The organism is Burkholderia sp. SJZ089, from assembly GCF_007828315.1.
Taxonomy (GTDB): domain Bacteria; phylum Pseudomonadota; class Gammaproteobacteria; order Burkholderiales; family Burkholderiaceae; genus Burkholderia; species Burkholderia gladioli.
The window spans coordinates 110040-132362 of record NZ_VIUM01000006.1; the positions used below are offsets into that span (position 1 = coordinate 110040).

The window sequence follows — 22323 nt, forward strand, 5'->3', positions numbered from 1 at the left end:
ACCACCGCGGCGTGCCCTTGCGCCGCGGATATGGTGGCGAGAATAGCGAGCAAATGGTGTCATTCGCGTGAATGACGATAACGTTTGCGACGCAGAAAACAAAATAAAAATCGCCTGAAAGCCGGGCTATTTTCGCTTTTCCAGGAAATTCGTGTCAGTCGGGGGAAACTGGTGCGGGCTCGCCGCTAGCCGCTCGCCGGCCAGCTCGATTTCGTAGCGGCCCAGGCTCGGGTCGGGCTGCCCTGGATCGCAGGCGACCACGCCCAGCGCGACCGGCGCGCCGAGCGTGTGGCCGAAGGCGGCCGAGCTGAGGGTGCCGACCGGGCGGCCGTCGCGCAGGATCCCTTCGCCGCCCCATAGCGTCACGTCGGGGCGGCCGTCGACACTGAGCGCCACCACCCGCCGCGCGCAGGGCTGCCCCGCCTTGGTCGCGAGCGCGGCCGCGCCCGGGAAGGCGCCCGGCGCGGCATGCTTGCAGAGCCCGGCTAGACCCGCCTCGAAGGGATCGAGCCCCGGCGACAGTTCGCGGCCCCAGCTCGCGCGGCCGTTCTCGATGCGCAGCGATTCGAGCGCGTACTCGCCCGCGCAGGCCAGGCCGAAGGCGGCGCCGGCCGCCTGCAGCGTGTCGAACACCGGCAGCGCCGATTCGACCGGCACCAGCAGGTCCCAGCCCGGCTCGCCGACGATCGGGTGATGCAGCGCGCGCACCGTGGCATGGCCCAGGTCGATCTCGCGCATCGTGCCGAGCGGGAAGGCCACCGCGTCGAGCGCGGCCTTCGACACGCTTTGCAGCAGCGCGCGCGAGCGCGGCCCGAGCAGCGAGAACAGCGCGTACTGGCCCGTCACGTCGACGGCGACGCCGTGCAGCCCGGTGGCATCGAGATGCCGCTCCAGCAGGTCGAGGTCGCGCGTGACCTGCGCGACGCCCGTGACGAGCAGGAATTGGTCGTCGGCCAGGCGCGCGACGTCCGGATCCGATTCGTAGCCGCCGCGCGCGTTGAGGATGGCCGCGCGCAGCACGGTGCCGGGCGCCACCGCCAGGTCGGCGGCCGCCAGCGATTGCAGCGCGCGTTCGGCGTCGCGCCCCTTCACCAGCAGCTTGGCTTGCGCGCTGCGATCGAACAGCGCCACGCCCTCGCGCGCGGCGCGATGCTCGGCCGCGCTCCAGTCGTGCCAGTTCTGCCGGCCGAAGCGGTAGTCGATGCGCGGCGCCTGGCCCGGCGGCGCGAACACGTTGGCGATCTCCCAGCCCATGCGGCTGCCGAAGCAGGCGCCGGCCGCCTCCAGCCGCGCATGGATCGGCGAGCGCCGCACGCCGCGCGCGCTGTCGAGCTCGCGGTTCGGCCAGGGCATCGCGTAGTGCAGCCCCAGCGTTTCCTTGACGCGGTCGTGCAGCCAGGCGTCGTTGCCGTGCAGCCGCGCGAAGCGGCGGATGTCGACCGACCACAGGTCCATGCCCGGCTCGCCGCCGACGATCCATTCCGCCAGCGCGCGGCCCGCGCCGCCCGCCGAGGCGATCCCCATCGAGTTGAAGCCGGCGCCGACGAAGAAGTTCGCCAGCTCGGGCGCCTCGCCGAGGATGAAGTGATTGTCGGGCGTGAACGATTCGGGGCCGTTGTAGAACTGCCGGACCTCGGCCGTCTCCAGCTCGGGCACGCGATGCAGCGCGTTGCGCATCAGGATCTCGAACTGGTCCCAGTCGTCGGGCAGCAGCTGGAATTCGAAGTCCTCGGGGATGCCGTCCATGCCCCAGGGTTTCGCGTCGGGCTCGAAGCCGCCCATCACCAGGCCGCCCACTTCCTCCTTGAAGTAGATGTAGCCGTCGGGGTCGCGCATCACCGGCAGCTCGGGATGCACGCCGGGAATCCGGCCCGTCACGATGTAGTAGTGCTCGGCCGAGTGCAGCGGCACCGTGACCCCGGCCAGCCTGCCCAGGCCCTTGGCCCACTGGCCCGCGCAGTTGACCACGATCTCGGCGGCCAGCGTGCCGCCCTGGCCATCCTTGTCGCGCCAACTCACGCCGCTCGCGCGGCGGCGCGTGCCGGTGCGCTCGCTCAGCAGTTCGGTGACGCGCACGCCCTCGACGATGCGCACGCCGCGCTGGCGGGCGCCGCGCGCCAGCGACTGCGTGAGGTCGGTCGGATTGGCCTTGCCGTCGCCGGGCAGCCAGACCGCGCCGGCGAGATCGTCGCTGCGCATCGCGGGCCACAGCTCGCCGGCCGCTTGCGCGTCGATCAGCTCGCATTCCACGCCGTAGGCGCGCGCCGTGGCGGCGCTGCGCTTGAGCTGGGTGAGTCGCTCGGCGGTGCGCGCCACCGACAGCGAACCGCAGCGCTTCCAGCCGGTGGCCAGCCCTGTCTCGGCTTCCAGCGAGGCATAGAGTTCGGTCGAATAGCGCACCAGCTGGGTCAGGCTGCGCTGCGTGCGCAACTGGCCGACCAGGCCGGCGGCGTGCCAGGTGGTGCCGCAGGAGAGCTGGCCCTGTTCGAGCAGCACCACGTCGGTGATGCCGGCGCGCGCCAGGTGGTAGGCCGTGGAGCAGCCGATGATCCCGCCGCCGATGATCACGACGCGGGCATGGGAGGGAAGGGCGGAGCGGGAGGCGGTCATCGCGAGTTTCGGTCGATTGCAACAAAACGCATCGTATTGCCTAAAAATGACACATTTGCGACGCGACGGGATCCAACTGGTCGAGCGGGGTGGATCGCGTGGGAATCGGGACGGGAGGGGCGAGGCAGGGTGGACGAGCCGGCGGCGCGGCGAAGCCGGATCAGGCGGTTGATGAAAGCGCGGCCAACAGCCGGCGCCTCACTCGATATCGGTGACCCAGGCGCCGAACCACTCGCTCGGATTGGCGATCTCGTCCTGCGCGGCGACCAGCTCGAGCTCGTAGCGGCGCGCGTCGTAGGTGGCCTTGACGACGGCGTGCACGGCCGCCAGCGTGTGCTCGAAGGCGGCGCGCACCGAGTCGCCGCGCAGCCGCCGCGCCACGAACACCGCGCTGGTCAGGTCGCCCACGCCGACCGGGTGGCGCGGGAAGGCATACAGCGGGCGCTGGCCGATCCAGGCCTCGTGCTCGGTCACGGCCAGCATGTTGAAGCGATCGGCGGGACTGTTGCGATCATGCAGGTGCTTGACCAGGATCACCTTGGGCCCGCGCCGGATGATCTCGCGGCAGGCGTCGACCGCCTCGCGCACCGTCTCGACGCGGCGCCCTGCCAGCTTCTGCAACTCGCTGTGATTGGGCGCCATGCCGTCGGCGAGCGCGGGCAGTTCGGTGACGATGAATTCCTCCACGCCGGGTTCGGGCCGGATGCCACCGGTCTGGCCCATCGCGGGATCGCAGAAATACCAGGCGTTCGGGTTCATCGACTTGACGGTGCGCACGATGTCGACCGCCGCATGCGCCTGCGCCGGCGAGCCGAGGAAGCCCGAGAGGATCGCGTCGCAGCGCTTGAGCGCGCCGATCGCGGCGATGCCGTCCACCAACTGCTCCATCTTGGCCGCGTCGATCGCGCTGCCGGCCCAGTTGCCGTACTGCATGTGATTGGAGAGCTGGACCGTGTTGAGCGGCCAGACGTTGACGCCAAGGCGCTGCATCGGGAACACGGCCGCGCTGTTGCCCGCATGTCCGTAGATCACGTGCGACTGGATGCTGAGGACGTTCTTCATGGTCGGCGGCTCGTCGCGGGTTCGGGGCTGTCATGAACGATACATTAAGTCGCAGCCGCGCGGAAACACGCGGTAATACGGGCGCCGGCGCGCCTCGCGGCAGCCCTGGCTTACTGAACGTAAAATCGCGAACGTCGCGCCGTTCCCTTCCTCTTGCCCGGTATCCCACGATGTTTTCGATTCGCACGATTGTTTCCTCGCGCCTATCTGCGTGCTCGTCGGCACGCTTCCCGGCGCGCCGCGTCGCGGCCGGCATGCTCGGCGGCGCGGCGCTTGCCGCCGCGCTGCTCGCGCCCGCGTCGGAGAGCCTCGCCGCCGAGTCCGAGGCGCTCGCCTCGGGCGCGGTCACGCTGCCGGCCGCCTCGCTGGCGGCGCTCGCCTCGGCCGCGGCCGGCAACGAGGGGCCGGCCTACGGCCCCGAGCTCGAGGGTTTCGCGTATCCCTACCCGGTCCACCGCTACGCCTTCACCTCGCAGCGCGAACCGCTGCAGATGGCCTATCTCGACGTCAAGCCCGAGCACGCGAACGGCCGCACGGTGGTGCTGCTGCACGGCAAGAACTTCTGCGCGGCCACCTGGGAAGGGTCGATCGAGGTGCTGAGCCGCGCCGGTTATCGCGTGATCGCGCCGGACCAGATCGGCTTCTGCAAGTCGACCAAGCCCGAGCGCTACCAGTACAGCTTCCAGCAGCTCGCGCACAACACGCATGCGCTGCTCGAATCGCTGGGCGTGAAGGAGGCGACCGTGATCGGCCATTCCACCGGCGGCATGCTCGCCGTGCGTTACGCGCTGATGTACCCGAAGGCGACCCGGCAACTGGTGCTGGTCGACCCGATCGGCCTGGAGGACTGGAAGGCGCTGGGCGTGCCGCCGCTGACGGTGGACTACTGGTACGCGCGCGAGCTGAAGACTACCGCCGACAGCATTCGCCGCTACGAGCAGAGCACCTACTACGCCGGCGAGTGGTCGCCGAACTACGAGCGCTGGGTGCAGATGCTGGCCGGCATGTACCGCGGCCCGGGCCGCGATATCGTGGCCTGGAATTCGGCCCTGCTCTACGACATGATCCTGAGCCAGCCGGTGGTGTATGAGTTCGGCCTGATCCGCGTGCCGACGCTGCTGATGATCGGCGACAAGGACACCACGGCGATCGGCAAGGACGTCGCGCCGCCCGAGGTGCATGCCAGGCTGGGTCGTTATCCCGAGCTCGGCAAGCGCGCGCACGCGGCGATTCCGGGCTCGACGCTGATCGAGTTTCCCGCGCTCGGCCACGCGCCGCAGATGCAGGATCCGGCGGCCTTCCACAAGGCGCTGCTGGGCTGGCTCGCGGCACCGCACGCGGCAGCCGCGTCCGCGGGCGGCCAGGCCGCGAAATAAGGGGCGTTCGCCCCGCGCGCGCGGCGCCCGAGCGGCCGTCGCGCGCGATTTCCCTTCCCTTGGATCAAGCGATCAGGCGCCTTGCGCCGCGATCTCGTCGCGCACCTGCGCGGTGATCTCGTAGGAGCGCACGCGCGCGGCGTGATCGTAGATCTGCGCGGCGACGATCAGCTCGTCGGCGCCGGTCTGCGCGATCAGGCGCTTGAGCCGTTCGCGCACCGTGTCGCGCGAGCCCACCGCCGCGAACGACAGCGCTTGCGCCACGTTGGCGAGTTCGAACTCGCTGCCCTCGAGCACCTCGACGGGCGGCGGCAGCTTGCCCGGCGTGCCGCGCCGCAGGTTCAGGAACTGCTGCTGCAGCGAGGTGAACAGGCGCCGCGCCTCGTCGTCGGTGTCGGCCGCGAACACGTTGATGCCCACCATCGCATGCGGCTTGTCGAGCGTGGCCGATGGCCGGAACTGCGCGCGATAGATCTCCAGCGCGCGCATCAGGTAGTCGGGCGCGAAGTGCGAGGCGAAGGCGAAGGGCAGGCCGAGCATGGCGGCCAGCTGCGCCGAGAAGAGGCTCGAGCCGAGCAGCCAGAGCGGCACGTTCAGCCCCGCGCCCGGCACCGCGCGCACGCGCTGGCCTTCCACCGGCTCGGCGAAATAGCGCTGCAGCTCCACCACGTCGTCGGGAAACGAATCGGCGCTGCCGACCAGGTCGCGCCGCAACGCGCGCGCGGTGGTCTGGTCGGTGCCGGGTGCGCGGCCCAGGCCCAGCTCGATGCGGCCCGGGTAGAGCGAGGCGAGCGTGCCGAACTGCTCGGCGATCACCAGCGGCGCGTGGTTCGGCAGCATGATGCCGCCCGAGCCGACGCGGATCGTGCTGGTGCCCCCGGCGATATGGCCGATCACCACGGCGGTGGCCGCGCTGGCGATGCCGGGCATGTTGTGGTGCTCGGCCAGCCAGTAGCGCTGGTAGCCCCAGCGTTCGACGTGCTGGGCGAGATCGAGCGAGTTGCGGAACGCCTGGCCGGCATCGGCGCCTTGGGGAATCGGCGCGAGATCGAGAACGGAGAACGGGATCATGGGCGGGTGGGTATCGGAAAGTGGGGCGTCACGGCTGCCGGGCGGCGCGGGCGCGGCCTGCTGGCGATGCGCCTGCCGTGCTGCGCGGCGGGATCATGACGTCGGGTGCCGCCGATTGTGCCAAAGCCCTGTCGAGCCCGCTGACGGCGCGCCGATAACCCTGTCGCGCGCAGGGTGAGCCTGCCGGCGGCAGCGACGTGACGCCAGGCGCCGAAGGTTCCGCAAGTGCGACAGAACGGCACATCAATTGCACGATATGCGACTGTCATATTTCTTCGATAACGTGCGCGGAATCAGCGGTAATGCACCGAAATATTTGTCGAAATCCATTTGAATCGACAGATTTTTAGCTGAAATGCTACATAAGTCTGACAAGAAAGCTGGCAATCGACATGCGAATCGCTTACGTTATCGCCCCCGTTATTGCGTCGAAAAGTCGACCATCTGTGTCGATATGTGCAGTTTTTGCCGTGTCGTGAGTGGCTCCGGGCAGGGTTTCGGAGTTCGCTGATACACTCGTCCCGATATTCAAGACACGCCGCGGGATTCCTGAAAAGCGATGGCCGGATCAAGTCGCAATCGCGGAATCGGCGGCGTTCACGATCGATATCACCATCGCCCGGGGCCTCGTCCCGGGCGCCAGGAGTCGGGACCGTGTCAGTCGCAGTCGTCGTTACCGCATCGCGTTTCTTCCTGCTCCGAACCGGCCGTGCCGCCGCCCGGAGCGCATCATGACCGGCCTGTCCTGCGTGGTGGATTGGCTGCTGGTCGCGCTGACCTGCGCGGCCTGCGCCTATGCCTGGTTCGCGGCGCTGGCGCCCGCGCCGCGCACACCCTCGTCGGCGGCACGCGAGGGCTGGCGCGCCCCGGTCAGCGTGCTCAAGCCGCTTTATGGCGCCGAGCCGCGTCTCTACGAGAACCTCGCCACCTTCTGTTCGCAGCGCCATCCGCGCTACCAGATCGTCTGCGGCGTGGCTTCGCCCACCGATCCGGCGATCGCCGTGGTGCGTCGCGTGCAGGCCAATTTCCCCGGCTGCGATCTCGAACTGGTGATCGATTCGCGCGTGCACGGCAAGAACCTCAAGGTCAGCAACCTGATCAACATCGCCCAGCGCGCGCGCTACGACCGCCTGGTGATCGCCGACAGCGACATCGCCGTCGGCCCCGACTATCTCGAACGCGTGAGCGCGCCGCTGGCCGACCCGTCGATCGGCGTGGTCACCTGCCTCTATCACGCACGCGATGTCGGCGGTTTCTGGGCGCGCATCGGCGCGCAGTTCGTCGACGCCTGGTTCGCGCCCTCGGTGCGCATCGCGCACCTGGGCGGTTCCTCCGATTTCGGCTTCGGCGCGACGCTGGCGCTCACCCGCGACACGCTCGATCGGATCGGCGGCCTCGCCGCGCTCAAGGACGAACTGGCCGACGACTACTGGCTGGCCGCCCTGCCGCGCCGCGTGGGGCGTCGCACCGTGCTGTCCGAGGTGAGCGTGAGGACCGACGTGATCGAGGCCAGCTTCGCCGCGCTGTGGGCGCGCGAGACGCGCTGGCTGCGCACCATCCGCTCGCTGAAGGGCGGTGGCTTCGCCAGCCTGCTGATCACCTTCACGGCGCCCTGGCTGCTGGTGGGCGCGCACCTGGCGGTGCGCCTGGAAGCCACGCTGCCCGGCCTGATCGCCGCCTGCGCGGCGAGTGCCGGCGTGCTGGCGCGGCTGGTGCTGCATGCGCGCGGCTCGCCGAGCCGGCTGGTGTTCTGGCGCGACCTGCCGCTGGTGCCGGTGCGCGACGCGCTGCTGTTCTGCGTCTGGATCGCGGCGGCGTTCGGCACCCACGTGAGCTGGCGCGGCGCGCGCATCGCGGTGGCCGGCGGCGCGCGCGCGAGCTTCGGCGAGGGCGGCGACGGACGATGAGCGCGGCGCGGCGCGCGCCCGGCGCGACGCGTTTCGACGGAACTGGACTGAACGGGCGCGCGGCCCGCCGCGCGGATTGACGAACCTGATCGTATCGAGACGAATCATGCAAGCAAACGCAACCCCACTGAAGACGCTGTTCCTGCAGGCGCCGTCCTATGACGGCTTCGACGGCGGCGCCGGCTCGCGCTACCAGGCCAAGCGCGAGATCCGCTCGTTCTGGTATCCCACCTGGCTGGCCCAGCCCGCCGCCCTGGTGCCCGGCAGCCGCGTGCTCGACGCGCCCGCCGACGATCTGTCGGTAGCGCAGACGCTGGAGATCGCCGCCGACTACGAGCTGGTGATCATCCACACCAGCACGCCCTCGTTCCCGACCGACGCGGCCTTCGCGCAAGACCTCAAGCAGCGCAAGCCCTCGGTGCTGATCGGCATGGTCGGCGCCAAGGTGGCCGTCGATCCGCACAACTCGCTGGTGGCCTCCAACGCGATCGACTTCGTCTGCCGCGAGGAATTCGACTACACCTGCCGCGACGTGGCCGAGCGCAAGCCTTTCGCCGACATCCTAGGCCTGAGCTACCGCGCCGCCGACGGCGCGATCGAGCACAACGGCGCGCGCCCGATGATCGAGGACATGGACGCGCTGCCGTTCGTGGCGCCGGTGTACCAGCGCGACCTGAAGATCGACAACTACTTCATCGGCTACCTGAACTACCCCTATGTGTCGATCTACACCGGCCGCGGCTGCCGCTCGAAATGCACCTTCTGCCTGTGGCCGCAGACGGTGGGCGGCCATCGCTACCGCGTGCGCTCGGTCGAGAACGTGCTGGCCGAGGTGAAGTGGATTCGCGACAACATGCCGGAAGTCAAGGAGATCATGTTCGACGACGACACCTTCACCGACTTCAAGCCGCGCGTCGAGGAGATCGCGCGCGGGCTCGGCAAGCTGGGCGTGACCTGGTCCTGCAATGCCAAGGCGAACGTGCCGTACGCGACGCTGAAGATCATGAAGGAGAACGGGCTGCGCCTGCTGCTGGTGGGCTACGAATCGGGCGACGACCAGATCCTGCTGAACATCAAGAAGGGCTTGCGCACCGACATCGCGCGCCGCTTCAACGAGGACTGCAGGAAGCTCGGCATCAAGATCCACGGCACCTTCATCCTGGGCCTGCCCGGCGAGACCAAAGACACGATCCGGAAGACCATCGAATACGCGAAGGAGATCAATCCGCACACGATCCAGGTCTCGCTGGCGGCGCCTTATCCGGGCACGCGGCTCTACGAGCAGGCGATCGAGAACGGCTGGCTGGAGGAGAACAAGACCATCAACCTGGTCAGCAAGGCCGGCGTGCAGCTCGCCGCGATCGGTTATCCGCACCTGTCGAAGGAAGACATCTACCACGAGCTCGAACACTTCTATCGGGCCTTCTACTTCCGCCCCGCGAAGATATGGGAGATCGTGCGCGAGATGCTGAGCAACTGGGAGATGATGAAGCGGCGCCTGCGCGAAGGCGTCGAGTTCTTCCGCTTCCTGCGCGCGCACGAGGCCTGAACGCGATGGCCACGTCGCCGCCGCGCGCGCTGATCTTCACCGCCGACGATTTCGGCCTGCATCCGCGCGTCAACGCAGCGGTCGAGCGCGCGCATCGCGAGGGCGTGCTGACGGCCGCGAGCCTGATGGTGGCCGCTCCCGCCGCGCACGACGCGGTAGCGCGCGCGCGGCGGCTGCCCTCGCTGGCGGTCGGGCTGCACCTGGTGCTGGCCGATGGCGCGGCGATGCTGCCGGCGCGCGAGATCCCGGCGCTGGTGGCAGCCGACGGCCGCTTCGGCGACGCGATGGCGAGGGACGGCTGCCGCTTCTTCTTCGTGCCGCGGGTGCGCGCGCAACTGCGTCGCGAGATCCGCGCGCAATTCGAGGCTTTCGCGGCGAGCGGGCTGCCGCTCGATCACGTCAACGCCCACAAGCATTTCCACCTGCATCCCACCGTGTTGTCGATGATCGTCGAGATCGGGCGCGACTATGGGCTGCGCGCGGTGCGCCTGCCTTTCGAGCGTTCCGCGCCGGCCTGGCTGCGCCCCTGGATCGCGCTGGTGCGCGCCAGGCTCGACCGGGCGGGAATCGCGCACAACGACTACGTGGTCGGGATCGAGCGCACCGGGCACATGGACGAGCGCGCGCTGCTCGATGCGATCGCGGCGCTGCCGCTCTCGGGCGTCGGCGAGATCTACTCGCATCCGGCCGAGCCCGGCGACGGCCCGATCACGCCCTCGATGCACGACTACCGTCCCGGCGAGGAACTCGCGGCGCTGCTGTCGCCGCGCGTGGCGGCCGCGCTCGAGGCGGCCGGCGTGGCGCGCGGCGGTTTTGCGGCCGTGTTCGGCGAAGCGGGCGGCGCGAACGGGGCAGGGCGGGGCGCAGCATCGCGCCAGGGCGACGCGCAGGCGAATGCGGAGCGCGCTTCCCGCGCGAGCTCGCGATGACGAAGTGGGTCCGGCGGCTGGGCTGGCCGCTCGGCATCGCGCTGCTGCTTGGGCTGGTGGCCCACGAAGGCGTCGGCGACGTGGTTCGCATCATCGGACGCGCCGGTTTCGCCCTGCTCTGGCTGGTGCCCTTCCACGCATTTCCCTTGCTGCTCGACGCGCATGCCTGGCGCCTGCTACTCGACCGGCGCGCGCCGCTGGGCTTCCTCTGGTGGGTCGCCACGGTGCGCGAGGCGGTGAATCGCCTGCTGCCGGTGGTCGGCGTGGGCGGCGAGATCGTCGGGATCCGGCTCGCGCGCTGGCGGGTACCGGACGTGGCGTTCGTGAGCGCCTCGGTGATCGTCGAGGTGCTGGTCACGGTGGCCGTGCAGTACGCGTTCTCCGCGCTCGGGCTGGTGCTGCTGCTGGCCGGCACGGGCCTCGGCGGCGGCGCGAGGACCATCGCACTGGCGCTCGTGCTATCGGTGCCGGTGCCCGTGCTGGCCTTCGCGCTGCTGCGGCGCGGCGGGATCTTCCATGCGATCGAGCGTTTCGCCGGCCGGCTGCTCGGCGACACCGGCGCGCTGCTGCAGGGCGTCGACGGCAAGCGGCTCGACGCGGCCATCGAGGCGCTGATGTCGCGCACCGGCCTGCTGCTGCGCGCCTTCGGCTGGCAGTTGGCCGGCTACGTGAGCGGGGCGCTGGAAATCTACTGGGCGCTGGCCCTGCTCGGGCATCCCGTGTCCGCGGGCGGGGCGATCGCCATCGAGGCCATGGTGCAGGCCGTGCGGCACGCGGCCTTCATGGTGCCGGGCGGGCTCGGCGTGCAGGAGGCGACGGTGGTGCTGCTCGCGCAGATGTTCGGCGTCGATCGCGAGACGGCCCTGTCGCTGGCGCTGGTCAAGCGTGCCCGCGAGCTGCTGTTCGGCGCCCTGGCGCTGGTGTCGTGGCAGGGCGCGGAAATCGTCGTGGTGCGTCGCGAAGCCAGGCACGAGGCAAAGCGCGAGGCCAGGCACGAGGCCGCCGATCGCGACCGGCGAGGCGGCTCGACCGGGAATGCCTGAAGGCCGCCCCGCCGGAGCGCGGCCGCAGCATGGGCGACCCGGCCCGAAGCAGTCCTGATCGCCCGGCCCGGTCCGAATCCGGCGACCGATGTTGTTGCACGCCCCCATAGGCGCGTATCCTTCCAGCTTGTCCTTTTCCCCGCGCGAACCGCGCGCCCGCAATCGATGATGGAATCGGTAATCCGGCCGGCCCGGCCCTGGCTGCTCGCCTCGGCACTTGCCGCGACGTTTCTGCTCGGCGGCTGCGACAGCCACGAGAACGAGGTGGTCGTGCATCGACTCAAGGAATTCTTTCGTGCGATCCAGCCGGCGCCGTTGCTGCTGCGCGGCCTGAAGCCCGGCGTGTCGACCGAGGAGGAGGTGCGCTCGCGCCTGGGCAAGCCGGAGACAGAACGGCAAGCGATCGACGGCTCGAAGCGGCTCGAGTATCCGCGCGGGCCGATGGGCGACGAGACCTACATGGTCGATATCGACCGCAACGGCTTGTTCCTCGGCGCGACCCAGGTGCTGACGGCCGAGAACTTCGCGATGATCCGCCCCGGCATGACGCAGGACGAGGTGCGTCAGCTGCTGGGCAAGCCGACCGAGGTCGCGCAGTATCCGCTCAAGCCGGAAACGGTCTGGAGCTGGCGCTGGCGCGAGGACGGCGTGAACCAGGACGCGTTCTTCAACGCGCATTTCGGTCCCGACGGGCTGGTATCGACGACCTCGCGCTCGGACCTGCCGACGGGGCGCTGAGCGAGGCACGCTGATGGTGACGACGATGAAGGCTGGCCCCCGAAACGATGCCCATTACTGGCGCTCGGCGCTGATTCCCGGCGCCGACATGGTGACGGCCCGCTTCACCGATCACGCTATTCGCCTCACTGGCACGAGGCCTACACGATTTCGCTGATCGAGGGCGGCGCGGAGCGCTACGACTACCGCGGCACGCGCCACGTGGCCGATGCCGGCTCGCTGCCGATCATCAATCCCGGCGAAATCCACACCGGGTCGAGCGCGGCCGATGCCGGCTGGCAGTGCCGCACGTTCTATCTGCCGACCGGCTTCGTCCGGCAGGTCGCCGACGAGGCCGGGCTGGCCGGCACCGAGCCGCCCTGGTTCGGCTCGGACATCATCAGGGACCCCGACCTCGCGGCGCGCGCCTTGCGCGCGCATCGCATGCTGAAGCCGGCGCCGACCGGCTGGCCGCCGAATCCATGCTGCTCGACGCGGTCTCGACGCTGCTGGTGCGGTACGCGCAGGCGCGGCCCCCTTCACGGCCGATCGGGCAGGACGGAGCCCGGGTGGCGCGCATGAAGGCGAGCATGCTCGACGACCTGACGGCCTCGCTCGAACTGTCGGTGCTGGCCGAGGCCGTCGGTCTGTCGAAGTTTCATGCGCTGCGGATCTTCACGCGCGAGGTCGGCATGGCCCCGCACGCCTGGCGCAACCAGGTGCGCCTGTCCCGGGCCAGCGACGCGCTGCGCTCGGGCGCGTCGGCCACCGAGGTATCCGCCGCCTTCGGTTTCGCCGACCAGAGCCATTTCAGCCGCCATTTCAAGAAGGTCCATGGCGTATCGCCGGGCCGCTGGAGCCGGTCGCGCTGAACGCGCTGGCCGAGGCAGCGCAATAACGTTCAAGCTGCCGTCGTGGATCGCGGTCTACCCTCGCTTCGACAGGAGGACACCATGACCATGAATCAGCAGGCCGGCCCCATGACGGGGATCCCATCCACCGGCGGCAGCCCTGCCGCGCCCGAACCCGGCAAGTCGCGTCGCGGCTCCGCCCTCTACGCGCCGCAAGCCTTGTGGACGGCCGCGCACGAGCACCTGCCGGTGACCTTCGTGATCGTCAACAACCGTTCGTACGACATCCTGAAGAACTTCATGAAATCGCAGCATCACTTCGCCAGCGTGCGTGCCGGCCGTTTCATCGGCATGGACCTCGACGAGCCGCCGATCGACTTCCTGGCGCTGGCGGCACCTGGGGCCTGCCGGCACGTCGTGTCGAGCGCGCCGGCGAAATCGCGGCGGCCGTCGAACACGGCATCGCCTCGGGCCTGCCGAACCTCATCGAACTCCCGGTCGGCACGGCCTGAATGGGAACCGGCGGGTGCTCACGCGCGGGTCGCGCGCAGGATGGCGGCGTGATTGGCCAGCTCGTCCAGCGTGACGACGAATTCGAAGCCCTTGTCGTTCTCGCGCGTGACGCGAAATCCCAGCTTGCGATGGAAGGCGATGGACAGGCGGTTGGTGCGGTAGACGTGGCTCCTGAATTCGCGGATGCCGCGCGCGCCGGCCAGCTCGGCCAGCTTCGCCAACAGCTCGCCGAGCACGCCATAACCGCGATGCCGGGGATGGATGCCGAACGCGCCGACGAACCAGCAGCTCGCCGATTCCGGACGCAGCATCGCGTAGGCCACCAGCTCGCCGTCGCGGCGCACTGAACGGATCTCGTAGGCGGCCAGCGCCTGCCGCAGCCGTTCGCGCTGGGCATCGGGATCGAAGGCGTCGCCGGCCTGCTCGGTATGCTCGCGCAGCGTCAGCGTATCGAACGCCAGCAGTTCCTCGACAGACGGCGGCAAGGGCTCGGTCGCGCGCATCACGATGCCGTCCTGGCGCGGGTGAAATGCTGCTCGATGGTCCTGCTGCCCCATTGCGTTCCCTCGTGTTGCTCGCTCAGCACGAAACCGAAGGACTCGTACAGATGGCGCGCCGCGTCCAGCCCCTTGAAGGTGCTGAGCCAGGTTTCGCGAAAGCCCTGCTGGTCGACGAAACGCATCGCCCGCGTCATCAGCTCGCGTCCCACGCCGCTGCCTTGCAGCGCCTCGTCGACGATGAACCAGCGCAGGCGCGCGATGCCCGTCTGGAGATCGCTGTCGATCGCGAGCGAGGCCAGCACGCGGCCTTGCTCGACATGCAGCCAGAGCGCCTTGCCCGCGGCCGGCAACTGGTTGGCGAATGCCGCCAGCTCGGTGGCCACCAGCTTTTCGAAGAACACCGGGAAGCCGTAATGCTCGGCGTAGAAGCGCGCATGCAGGCCGACGATGTCGCCGATGCAGCCCGGCAGGTAGCCCTCGACGATCCTCGAGGCCTCGGCCCGGGTAGGGGAGGGCTTGGCGTCGTTGTCCCGGGCCAGCGCATCGGCATAGAGCGCGAACGAGCGCAGCAGGTTCTGCTGGTCGGCCGGTGCCAGGTGGCGCAGCGCGTTCGACACCTGCTCGGTGGCGAAGCGGTCGATCCGGCTGCGCAGCTTCCTGCCCTCGGCCGTCAGGCTCAGCGCCGAGATGCGCGCGTCCTCGCTGTCGGCGCGTCGCTCCACGTAGCCTGCCGCCTCCAGGCGGGCGAGCTGCCGGCTGGTATTGGACTTGTCCAGGCGCAGCCGCTGCCCGAGGTCCTTGGCGCTGATGCCGGGCGCCATGCCGATTTCCAGGATCGCGTGCACCGCCGAGGGCGCGAGTTCGCTGTCGGCCAGCGTGGTGCGCATGAAGCCCAGCTCGCGCACCAGCTTGCGGGAGAAGTCCCGCAATTCGAGGATGGTCGCGTCGCGGCTCTGCTCGGGGAGGTCGATGAAATCCATGATGGCGTCCAATGGTTGCGAGTCGCAACAGTATTGGTTGCGCTCCGCAACTCTGTCAACACGAAATGCGTCATGCGCCGCCGGATCATGCCGCGCCCGCTATCGAAAAAGCGACCCGAAACTTGCAAAAACACGCGCGGCGGCAACAGCGCCCGCAGCCGGCGCGCCCGCCCACGCGCTCGCCCGGTTCCCCTGATTGCGGGCGCCCCGGCTTCCCGCAAGCTCATCGCAAGCCGTTGCTGCGATGCAGCATTTCGGCCGCGCTCCATTTGAGCCGGTTTTTTTCGCTTGCGAGTATCCGCCCCATTCCGAAGCCGTCCGCGCGACGGCCCCATTCGACTCGACAATCTCAGGAGACGCGCGTGTTCCTCTACGGATTCGGCCCCGTCATCTGGGCGGGCACCGTGCAGACCATCGAGCTGTCGGTGCTGTCGCTGGCCGCCGCGGTGATCCTGGGCCTGCTCGGCGCCGTCGCGAAGCTGTCCGCCAACCGCGTGATGCGCGGCATCGGCACCGCCTACACCACCCTGATCCGCTCGGTGCCCGACCTGGTGCTGATGCTGCTGCTGTTCTACAGCATCCAGATCTGGCTCAACGACCTGACCGACCTGCTGGGCTGGGACCAGATCGACATCGACCCGTTCGTGGCCGGCGTGCTGACGCTCGGCTTCATCTACGGCGCCTACTTCACGGAAACCTTCCGCGGCGCCTTCCTGTCGGTGCCGCGCGGCCAGCTGGAGGCGGGTGCCGCCTACGGCATGAGCGGCCTGCGCGTGTTCACGCGGATCCTGTTCCCGCAGATGATGCGCTTCGCGCTGCCCGGCATCGGCAACAACTGGCAGGTGCTGGTGAAGGCCACCGCGCTGGTCTCGATCATCGGCCTGGCCGACGTGGTGAAGGCCGCGCAGGACGCCGGCAAGAGCACCTTCAACATGTTCTTCTTCATCCTCGTCGCGGCGCTGATCTACCTGGCGATCACGACGGTCTCCAACCTGGTGCTGCGGCAGCTCGAGCGGCGCTACTCGCTGGGCGTGAGGCACGCGGAACTATGATCGAGATCCTCCAGGAATTCGGCAAGGCCTTCCTGTTCTGGGACGGCCAGCGGCTCTCGGGCCTGGCCGTCACCTTGTGGCTGCTGGTCGCCTCGATCGGCATCGGCTTCGTCTGCGCGATTCCGCTGGCGGTGGCGCGCGTCTCTCGCAAGCGCTGGCTGTCGATGCCGGTGCGCGCCTATACCTACGTGTTCCGCGGCACGCCGCTCTACGTGCAGTTGCTGCTGATCTACACCGGCATGTACAGCCTGGAGTTCGTGCGATCGCACTCGCTGCTCGACGCCTTCTTCCGCAGCGGCTTCCATTGCGCGATCCTGGCCTTCGCGCTGAACACCTGCGCCTACACCACCGAGATCTTCGCCGGCGCGATCCGCGCCACCTCGCACGGCGAGGTGGAGGCCGCGCGCGCCTACGGCATGGGCGGCTGGACCCTGTATCGCCGCGTGATCCTGCCCTCGGCGCTGCGCCGCGCGCTGCCGCTCTACAGCAACGAGGTGATCCTGATGCTGCACGCCACCACGGTCGCCTTCACGGCCACCGTGCCCGACATCCTGAAGGTGGCGCGCGACGCGAACTCCGCCACCTACATGGCGTTCCAGTCGTTCGGGATCGCCGCGCTGATCTATCTTGCGGTATCGTTCGCACTCGTCGCGGCGTTTCGCCGGGCCGAGCGCCACTGGCTCGCGTATCTCGCGGCCGGCCGTCATTGAATCGACCTCATCCCGGGAGACGCCAGTTGGCTCAGACCACGCAGCCGAACGCCGCCAGCAAGCTGGCGGCCCACGACATCCACAAGCGCTACGGCGACAACGAGGTGCTCAAGGGCGTCTCGCTCGACGCCAAGGCCGGCGACGTGATCAGCATCATCGGCGCCAGCGGCTCGGGCAAGAGCACCTTCCTGCGCTGCATCAATTTCCTCGAGCGGCCCAATGCGGGGCAGATCGTGGTCGACGGCGAGACCGTGCGCACCAGGGCCGACAAGAGCGGCGCGCTGGAGGTGGCCGACCACAAGCAGTTGCAGCGCATCCGCACCAAGCTCGCGATGGTGTTCCAGCACTTCAATCTGTGGGCGCACATGAACGTGCTCGAGAACGTGATGGAGGCGCCGGTGCACGTGCTGGGCCTCTCCCGGCGCGAGGCCGAGGAACGCGCGCGCGAGTACCTCGAGAAGGTGGGACTGCCGCCGCGCGTCGAGAAGCAATATCCCTCGCATCTGTCGGGCGGCCAGCAGCAGCGCGTGGCGATCGCCCGCGCGCTGGCCATGCATCCCGACGTGATGCTGTTCGACGAGCCCACCTCCGCGCTCGACCCCGAGCTGGTGGGCGAGGTGCTGAAGGTGATGCAGAAGCTGGCCGAGGAAGGCCGCACCATGATCGTGGTGACGCATGAGATGGGCTTCGCGCGCAACGTCTCGAACCATGTGATGTTCCTGCACCAGGGTCGCACCGAGGAGCAGGGCGATCCCGCCGAGGTGCTGTCGCGTCCGCAGAGCGAGCGCCTCAGGCAATTCCTGTCGGGCAGCCTCAAGTAAGGGGCGGCGCGGTGGTGGCAGCGATCGGTCGTCCCGGCGGCGCGGCGCGCGCGACGCAGGTCGCGATCGTCGCGCTGCCGCCCGTGTCGATGTCGGGCGTGGGCCCGATCGTCGATGCACTCGCGCTGGCCAACGAGATCGAGGGCCGGGCGCTCTATCGCTGGCAGGTCTGCTCCTGGGACGGCAAGCCGGTGCCGCTCGCGGGCGGCGCGAGCTGGCACGCCGACGCGGCCTTCAACGACGCTGTCGCCTGCGACTGGCTGATCGTGGTGAGCGAGCGCTTCCAGCAGTTCGCCGACTACCGCCTGTTCCTCGCCAGTCTGGCACGGGTGGGCCAGCGCACGCCGCTGGTCAGCGGCATCCATCACGGCGTGTGGTGGCTGGCGATGGCGGGGCAACTGGCCGGCTATCGCGTGGCCGTGAACTGGGAGACCTACCAGCAGTTCGCCGAGCAGTTCGAGCGCACCATCGTCACCCAGCAGATCTACGAGATCGACCGCGATCGCGCCACCTGCGCGGGCGGCCAGGCCAGCATCGATTTCATGCTGGCCATGATCGGCCGCGACCACGGCCCCGAGCTGCCCGAGCGGATCGCCGACGCGCTCGGCTGCGGCACGCCGCGCAGCGGCGAGTCGCGCCAGCGGATTCCCTTCGTGACCGCGCCGGGCGAGCGCCATCCGCGCCTCAACGATGCGCTGCAGCTGATGGAGGCGAACGTCGAGGACCCGCTCACCACCGACGAGATCGCGTCCCTGGTCGGCATCTCGCGACGTCAGCTCGAACGGCTGTTCCGCCAGTATCTCGGCGCGATGCCGTCCAAGTACTACCTGAACCTGCGCCTCTTGAAGGCGCGCACGCAACTGCAGCGCACCAGCAAGTCGGTGGTGCAGGTGAGCCTGGCCTGCGGCTTCTCCTCGGCCGCGCATTTCTCGAACGCCTACCGCGAGCGCTTCGGCGTGACGCCGCGCGAGGATCGCCGCGCCTGGCTGGAGAAGCAGCATGGCGGCGCGAGCGAGCCGCGCGCCGGCGCGCTGGTGGAGCGCGGCGACGAGGATTGACGCGGCGGGGGCCGATGTCGCCAGGCTTGCAGCGTCGCCGCCCGGGCATGTCTCGTGATGCCGGCCGGCGCCGCGCGCCCGGCGCGAGGCGCCCCCGGCCAAGCCGATAGAACCCGTCGCAATTGCGCAAGACGTATCGCGCCCCGTTGCCTACACTGAACGCTGTGATTTCTGGACCAAGGAACCGCCATGACCTCCGAGAACGTGACCCGACAGACTTTCGATGACGTGATGGTGCCGGTATTCTCGCCGGCCCCGTTCGTGCCCGACCGCGGCGAGGGTTCCCGCGTCTGGGACACCGCCGGCAAGGACTACGTCGATTTCGCCGGCGGCATCGCGGTGACCGCGCTCGGCCACGGCCACCCGGAAGTGCTGAAGGTGTTCGAGGCGCAGGGCCGCAAGCTCTGGCACATCGGCAACGGCTACACCAACGAACCGGTGCTGCGCCTGGCCCGGCGCCTCGAGAGCCTGACCTTCGCCGATCGCGCCTTCTTCGCGAACTCCGGCGCCGAGGCCAACGAGGCCGCGTTGAAGCTGGCGCGCCGCGTCGCCTTCGATCGCTTCGGCGAGGACAAATACGAGATCATCTCGTTCGCGCAGTCCTTCCACGGCCGCACCTTCTTCACGGTCAGCGTGGGCGGCCAGCCGAAGTATTCCGACGGCTTCGGCCCGAAGCCGGCCGGCATCCACCATCTGCCCTACAACGACATCGAGGCCGCGCGCGCCGCGATCGGCCCGCGCACCTGCGCGGTGATCGTCGAGCCGGTGCAGGGCGAGGGCGGCGTGATCCCGGCCGATCCGGCCTTCCTGAAGGCGCTGCGCGAGGCCTGCGACGCGCACGGCGCGCTGCTGATCTTCGACGAGGTGCAGACCGGCGTGGGCCGCACCGGCCACTTCTACGCCTACATGGACACGGGCGTGACGCCCGACATCCTGACCACCGCCAAGGCGCTCGGCAACGGCTTCCCGATCGGCGCGATGCTGACCACCGAGGAACTGGCCGCGCACTTCAAGGTGGGCGTGCACGGCACCACCTACGGCGGCAACCCGCTCGCCTCGGCGATCGCCGACAAGGTGGTGGAACTGGTCAGCGACCCGAAGCTGCTGGCCGGCGTGGCCGAGCGCGGCGAGCGGATCCGCGCCAAGCTGCGCGAGCTCGACGGCAGGCACGGCCTGTTCAGCGAGATCCGCGGCAAGGGCCTGTTGCTCGGCGCCGAGCTGAACCCGGCCTTCGAGGGCCGCGCCAAGGACTTCGTCACGGCCGCCGCCGAGCACGGCGTGATCATGCTGATCGCCGGGCCCAACGTGCTGCGCTTCGTGCCCTCGCTGGTGATCCCGCTCGAGGTGCTCGACGAGGGCCTCGAGCGCTTCGCGCGCGCGGTCGACGCAGTGGTCGCGGCGATCGCCGCGGGCCGCTGAGTCCCGCCTTCCTCCGTCCACAGGAACGACGATGCTATTCGTACGCCCCGGCAGGCTTGCCGATCTCGACGCGCTCGCGCAGATGGCCCGCACCGCGCGGCCGGTGCTGCATTCGCTGCCGCACGACCGTCGCGCGCTGGAGGCGCGCGTGGCGCTGTCCGAGGATTCGTTTCGCGCCGACGCCGATTTCCCCGGCGAGGAGTTCTACCTGTTCGTGCTGGAGGACAGCGAGACGGGGCGCCTGCTCGGCACGGCCAGCATCGTCGCCGCGGCGGGCTATTCGGAGCCGTTCTACGCGTTCCGCAACGACGCGCTGATCCACGCCTCGCGCGAACTGCACGTGAACCGCAAGATCCACGCGCTGACCATGTCGCACGAGCTGACCGGCAAGAGCCGGCTGGCGGGCTTCTACGTCGATCCCTCCCTGCGCGGCGACGCGGCGGCGCACCTGGTGTCGCGCGCGCGCATGATGTACATCGCCGCGCATCGCCGCCGCTTCACGCCCGAGGTGTTCTCGCTGCTGCTCGGCGTGACCGACGAGAACGGCGCCTCGCCGTTCTGGGAGGCGGTGGGCCGCAAGTTCTTCCGGCGCGACTTCGCCGACATCGAGGTCGAATCGGGCGGCCGCAGCCGCACCTTCATCGCCGAGGTGATGCCGGTCTATCCCGTCTACGTGCCGCTGCTGCCGGAAGCGGCGCAGCGCGTGCTCGGCGAGCCCAACCAGCATGGCCTGCTGGCCTACGACATCCATCTCGAGGAAGGTTTCGAGCCGGATCGCTACGTCGACATCTTCGATGCGGGCCCGGTGCTGACCGCGCAGATCGATCGCACCGCCTGCGTCACGCATAACGGCGCGCGCACCGTGCGCAATGCCGGCCAAGCCGGCAGCAGCGCCGATGCCGATACCGCCGGCCTCACGCACCTGGTGGCCACCGGCGAGGGCGACGCGTTCCGCTGCGTGCTGGCCGACCTGCCCGACGCGGCCGCGGGCAATGCGATCGACGCGCCGCTCGACGCGGCCGCGCGCGCCGCGCTCGGCGTGGTGGACGGCGACACCGTGCGCTGCGTGCCGCTGCATCGCCGCGACGAGACCAACACGCTTTCGGGAGACGCACGATGATCGTGGTTCGCGTGGTACAGACCGGCGACGTCGATGCGCTGGTCGCGCTCGCGCAGGAAACCGGCCCGGGCCTGACCACCTTCAAGCCCGACCGCGAGGCGCTGGCCGCGCGCATCGAGCGCGCGCGGCGCACCGTCGACGGCGCGGCCTCGCCCGCCGAGGCCGGCTACTTCTTCGTGATGGAGGACACCGCCAGCGGCGATATCGCCGGCGTGTGCGGGATCGAGACCGAGGTCGGCCTGGCCCAGCCCTTCTACAACTATCGCGTCAGCACGGTGGTGCATGCCAGCCAGGACCTGGGGGTGTGGACCCGCATGTCGCTCTTGAACATCTCGCACGACCTGACCGGTTATGCCGAGGTCTGCTCGCTGTTCCTGAGCCCGCGCTATCGCACCGCCGGCGTGGGCGGGCTGCTCTCGCGCTCGCGCTTCATGTTCATCGCGCAGTTCCGCGAGCGCTTCCCGGAGCGGATCTGCGCCGAGCTGCGCGGCCATTTCGACGAACACGGCAGCTCGCCGTTCTGGCGCGCGGTCGGTTCGCACTTCTACCAGATCGATTTCAACGCCGCCGACTACCTCAGCTCGCACGGCCGCAAGTCCTTCCTGGCCGAGCTGATGCCGCGCTTTCCCGTCTATGTCGACCTGCTGCCGCAGGACGCGCAGGACTGCATCGGCCTGACCCATCGCGACACGCTGCCGGCGCGCAAGATGCTCGAGGCCGAGGGCCTGCGCTACCAGAACCACGTCGACATCTTCGACGCCGGCCCGGTGCTCGAATGCCACGTCGGCGACCTGCGCACGGTGCGCGACAGCGTGCTGGTGCCGGTCGAGATCGGCACGCCCGAGGCGGGCGAGGGCGCGCCGCGCGCGCTGGTCTCGAACACCTCGCTGGCCGACTTCCGGGTCGGCATGGCCAGCGGCGCCGTCACCGAGGCGGGCCGCTTCGTGCTGAGCGCCGAGGACGCTGTCGCGCTCGGCGTGGCCGCGGGCGAGACGCTGCGGGTCTACGCGCTGAAGTCACAACCGAGATAACACC

General features: G+C 69.5%; 19 protein-coding genes and 1 pseudogene. 15 read left to right on the forward strand and 5 right to left on the reverse strand.

Translation table 11 applies throughout. The annotated features are described in order from the left end of the window. Positions 1–126 precede the first annotated feature (126 nt). Positions 127–2610 (reverse strand): FAD-dependent oxidoreductase, encoded by a 2484-nt coding sequence (locus FB600_RS13020; RefSeq protein WP_098181208.1) that lies wholly within the window; start codon positions 2608–2610, stop codon positions 127–129. A gap of 198 nt (positions 2611–2808) precedes the next feature. Further along, positions 2809–3672, reverse strand: a complete 864-nt coding sequence (pdxY, locus tag FB600_RS13025; RefSeq protein WP_013697166.1) for a pyridoxal kinase PdxY — start codon at positions 3670–3672, stop codon at positions 2809–2811. A 170-nt stretch (positions 3673–3842) separates the two neighbouring features. On the opposite strand from pdxY, the gene FB600_RS13030 reads away from it, so the two are divergent. Next, positions 3843–5048: an alpha/beta fold hydrolase gene (locus FB600_RS13030; protein ID WP_145756933.1), complete on the forward strand. Its 1206-nt coding sequence runs from the start codon at positions 3843–3845 to the stop codon at positions 5046–5048. A gap of 72 nt (positions 5049–5120) precedes the next feature. Here FB600_RS13030 and FB600_RS13035 read toward each other — a convergent pair whose 3' ends face one another. Then, complete coding sequence (locus FB600_RS13035; protein ID WP_025098875.1) at positions 5121–6119, reverse strand: LLM class flavin-dependent oxidoreductase; 999 nt, start codon at positions 6117–6119, stop codon at positions 5121–5123. 731 nt (positions 6120–6850) lie between these two features. Between FB600_RS13035 and hpnI the strand changes: the two genes are divergently transcribed. The 7 genes and pseudogenes from hpnI to FB600_RS13070 all read left to right on the forward strand — a co-directional run bounded on the left by hpnI (position 6851) and on the right by FB600_RS13070 (position 13679). Then, positions 6851–8026: a bacteriohopanetetrol glucosamine biosynthesis glycosyltransferase HpnI gene (hpnI, locus tag FB600_RS13040; protein WP_098154383.1), complete on the forward strand. Its 1176-nt coding sequence runs from the start codon at positions 6851–6853 to the stop codon at positions 8024–8026. Between the two features lie 127 nt (positions 8027–8153). Continuing rightward, positions 8154–9575 carry a hopanoid biosynthesis associated radical SAM protein HpnJ gene (gene hpnJ / locus FB600_RS13045; protein WP_145756953.1) on the forward strand — a complete coding sequence of 474 codons (1422 nt, stop codon included), beginning with the start codon at positions 8154–8156 and terminating at the stop codon, positions 9573–9575. Between the two features lie 5 nt (positions 9576–9580). Further along, the gene (hpnK, locus tag FB600_RS13050) at positions 9581–10504 is read left to right on the forward strand and encodes a hopanoid biosynthesis-associated protein HpnK (RefSeq protein ID WP_145756932.1); all 924 of its coding nucleotides are present in this window, start codon (positions 9581–9583) and stop codon (positions 10502–10504) included. After that, entirely contained in the window at positions 10501–11547 is a 1047-nt protein-coding gene (locus FB600_RS13055) for a lysylphosphatidylglycerol synthase domain-containing protein (protein WP_096749465.1), read from the forward strand. The genes hpnK and FB600_RS13055 overlap by 4 nt, the downstream gene beginning before the upstream one ends. Before the next feature lie 165 nt (positions 11548–11712). Continuing rightward, complete coding sequence (gene bamE, locus FB600_RS13060) at positions 11713–12285, forward strand: outer membrane protein assembly factor BamE (protein ID WP_036030168.1); 573 nt, start codon at positions 11713–11715, stop codon at positions 12283–12285. Positions 12286–12298: 13 nt separating this feature from the next. Then, positions 12299–13136: pseudogene (locus FB600_RS13065) on the forward strand (helix-turn-helix domain-containing protein). A gap of 81 nt (positions 13137–13217) precedes the next feature. After that, the gene (locus FB600_RS13070; RefSeq protein ID WP_208455722.1) at positions 13218–13679 is read left to right on the forward strand and encodes a thiamine pyrophosphate-dependent enzyme; all 462 of its coding nucleotides are present in this window, start codon (positions 13218–13220) and stop codon (positions 13677–13679) included. Here FB600_RS13070 and FB600_RS13075 read toward each other — a convergent pair. Continuing rightward, on the reverse strand, positions 13646–14131 hold the full coding sequence (locus FB600_RS13075; RefSeq protein WP_013697175.1) for a GNAT family N-acetyltransferase: 486 nt from the start codon (positions 14129–14131) through the stop codon (positions 13646–13648). The genes FB600_RS13070 and FB600_RS13075 overlap by 34 nt on opposite strands. Next, positions 14131–15108, reverse strand: a complete 978-nt coding sequence (locus FB600_RS13080; RefSeq protein ID WP_096750642.1) for a helix-turn-helix domain-containing GNAT family N-acetyltransferase — start codon at positions 15106–15108, stop codon at positions 14131–14133. Before FB600_RS13080 ends, FB600_RS13075 begins: the two co-directional genes overlap by 1 nt. Positions 15109–15470: 362 nt before the next feature. Between FB600_RS13080 and FB600_RS13085 the strand changes: the two genes are divergently transcribed. From FB600_RS13085 to astA, 7 genes are all read left to right on the forward strand, one after another. Next, positions 15471–16160 carry an ABC transporter permease gene (locus tag FB600_RS13085; RefSeq protein ID WP_013697177.1) on the forward strand — a complete coding sequence of 230 codons (690 nt, stop codon included), beginning with the start codon at positions 15471–15473 and terminating at the stop codon, positions 16158–16160. Further along, positions 16157–16870 carry an ABC transporter permease gene (locus FB600_RS13090; protein ID WP_013697178.1) on the forward strand — a complete coding sequence of 238 codons (714 nt, stop codon included), beginning with the start codon at positions 16157–16159 and terminating at the stop codon, positions 16868–16870. Before FB600_RS13085 ends, FB600_RS13090 begins: the two co-directional genes overlap by 4 nt. Before the next feature lie 26 nt (positions 16871–16896). Continuing rightward, positions 16897–17691 (forward strand): ABC transporter ATP-binding protein, encoded by a 795-nt coding sequence (locus tag FB600_RS13095; RefSeq protein WP_096749460.1) that lies wholly within the window; start codon positions 16897–16899, stop codon positions 17689–17691. A gap of 11 nt (positions 17692–17702) precedes the next feature. Then, positions 17703–18749, forward strand: coding sequence for a GlxA family transcriptional regulator (locus FB600_RS13100; protein WP_013697180.1), 1047 nt, complete (start codon positions 17703–17705; stop codon positions 18747–18749). Between the two features lie 189 nt (positions 18750–18938). Beyond that, positions 18939–20168, forward strand: coding sequence for an aspartate aminotransferase family protein (locus FB600_RS13105; protein WP_145756931.1), 1230 nt, complete (start codon positions 18939–18941; stop codon positions 20166–20168). Between the two features lie 31 nt (positions 20169–20199). Then, entirely contained in the window at positions 20200–21288 is a 1089-nt protein-coding gene (aruF, locus tag FB600_RS13110; protein WP_096749458.1) for an arginine/ornithine succinyltransferase subunit alpha, read from the forward strand. After that, a complete protein-coding gene (gene astA / locus FB600_RS13115) occupies positions 21285–22319 on the forward strand; it encodes an arginine N-succinyltransferase (RefSeq protein WP_145756930.1) in 1035 nt (344 codons plus the stop codon). Before aruF ends, astA begins: the two co-directional genes overlap by 4 nt. The last annotated feature ends 4 nt before the right edge of the window (positions 22320–22323 follow it).

Bases quoted from the DNA above. Each gene is read 5' to 3' on its own strand.
- FB600_RS13020 (WP_098181208.1), bottom strand. From the start codon at position 2,610: ATGACCGCCTCCCGCTCCGCCCTTCCCTCCCATGCCCGCGTCGTGATC.
- pdxY (WP_013697166.1), bottom strand. From the start codon at position 3,672: ATGAAGAACGTCCTCAGCATCCAGTCGCACGTGATCTACGGACATGCG.
- FB600_RS13030 (WP_145756933.1), top strand. From the start codon at position 3,843: ATGTTTTCGATTCGCACGATTGTTTCCTCGCGCCTATCTGCGTGCTCG.
- FB600_RS13035 (WP_025098875.1), bottom strand. From the start codon at position 6,119: ATGATCCCGTTCTCCGTTCTCGATCTCGCGCCGATTCCCCAAGGCGCC.
- hpnI (WP_098154383.1), top strand. From the start codon at position 6,851: ATGACCGGCCTGTCCTGCGTGGTGGATTGGCTGCTGGTCGCGCTGACC.
- hpnK (WP_145756932.1), top strand. From the start codon at position 9,581: ATGGCCACGTCGCCGCCGCGCGCGCTGATCTTCACCGCCGACGATTTC.
- FB600_RS13055 (WP_096749465.1), top strand. From the start codon at position 10,501: ATGACGAAGTGGGTCCGGCGGCTGGGCTGGCCGCTCGGCATCGCGCTG.
- bamE (WP_036030168.1), top strand. From the start codon at position 11,713: ATGATGGAATCGGTAATCCGGCCGGCCCGGCCCTGGCTGCTCGCCTCG.
- FB600_RS13070 (WP_208455722.1), top strand. From the start codon at position 13,218: ATGACCATGAATCAGCAGGCCGGCCCCATGACGGGGATCCCATCCACC.
- FB600_RS13075 (WP_013697175.1), bottom strand. From the start codon at position 14,131: ATGCGCGCGACCGAGCCCTTGCCGCCGTCTGTCGAGGAACTGCTGGCG.
- FB600_RS13080 (WP_096750642.1), bottom strand. From the start codon at position 15,108: ATGGATTTCATCGACCTCCCCGAGCAGAGCCGCGACGCGACCATCCTC.
- FB600_RS13090 (WP_013697178.1), top strand. From the start codon at position 16,157: ATGATCGAGATCCTCCAGGAATTCGGCAAGGCCTTCCTGTTCTGGGAC.
- FB600_RS13105 (WP_145756931.1), top strand. From the start codon at position 18,939: ATGACCTCCGAGAACGTGACCCGACAGACTTTCGATGACGTGATGGTG.
- aruF (WP_096749458.1), top strand. From the start codon at position 20,200: ATGCTATTCGTACGCCCCGGCAGGCTTGCCGATCTCGACGCGCTCGCG.
- astA (WP_145756930.1), top strand. From the start codon at position 21,285: ATGATCGTGGTTCGCGTGGTACAGACCGGCGACGTCGATGCGCTGGTC.